Here is a 1,041-nt window from a genome sequence, read left to right as displayed (position 1 = left end):
TAGCCGCCCGTTGTCGCTGCTCCGCGGCGACCGGTGCACGTCGTCTCGGAGCGATTGTCATCATCGCGCCCGCCCTATCGAGCGGCCAATTGGCTCTGCGATGCAAGGGGCGTGATGTCAGCCCGTGCTTCATCGATCAGACTTCGCAGGAACGCCTTGGCTTCCAAGTAGTCGCTCTTTTCGTAGTAGGCGACGTTTGCCTTCAGTTCGCGTTCGATCCGCTCAATCCAATCTCGCATCGGCAGGAAATGATCGGGATTGATGCGTCCGACGCGGCTGCGTTGATCAAACACCAGATCGATGGGGCCACGTGCCTTGTCATAGTAGCTCGATCGCAGCAAGATCGGCCACGCGACTTGCCCGGTCATCGGGTCGACGGGGCGACGGCGCGGGACGCTGGACACCAACCGCGCCTCGGCCTGTTTCTGCTGGCGAACTTGTTCACCGCGAGCATGCAGGTGGCCGAAACGACTTTGGTTGTTGATCTGTTTTCGTTCCAAGCGGGTCGCCAGGAATTCGACACTGTTTTGCATTTCCAACCGATCGGCATGCAAGTGCTGCGTCCGAGCACTGGCATTCAAGACGTTTGCCGTCGCCGCGGCCCGGAGCAATTCGGCACGGCCGAATGCGGGATCGTACCCGTAGCCGTGATGTCTGTATCCGTATTGGACCGGACGAACGTAGTGGACTCGGTGGTGCGAGACGTGTCCGCTGTGGCAGTGCCCCGAATCACACCCGCTGGAGCTCGATTGGGCCGCGGCCGGATCCGCTGCCGCCAAGATCGAAAGCAACACGACGGAGCAAAAAGCGACCTTTGCAAAAGCAACCTTCATCGAACAAATCCCCGTGAAATGACTGGTTTGACGTGCCAACACCCAGCCAAGCGGAGCATACGAGACGGTGTTACAGAAAAAACGTCAGAGGCCCCAAGCCACGGAAAAAGGTTGATCGAGCGCGCTGTCCAGATTGAGTCTCAGGGATTGCGTTTGTCGAGCGGAAATGGGGTCAGTCTAAGCGTCGTTGTGCAGGCTTTAGCCCAAT

1 protein-coding gene is annotated in these 1,041 nt (G+C 58.9%); it reads right to left on the bottom strand.

Annotated features, from left to right (window positions below; all coding sequences use genetic code 11):
- Positions 1–74: 74 nt before the first annotated feature.
- A complete protein-coding gene (locus NZK35_RS24420; protein WP_259635143.1) occupies positions 75–833 on the bottom strand; it encodes a hypothetical protein in 759 nt (252 codons plus the stop codon).
- Between the last annotated feature and the right edge of the window lie 208 nt (positions 834–1,041).

Source organism: Stieleria sedimenti, assembly GCF_025060895.1.
GTDB lineage: Bacteria > Planctomycetota > Planctomycetia > Pirellulales > Pirellulaceae > Stieleria > Stieleria sedimenti.
This window is presented reverse-complemented; position numbering and strand designations above follow the sequence as displayed.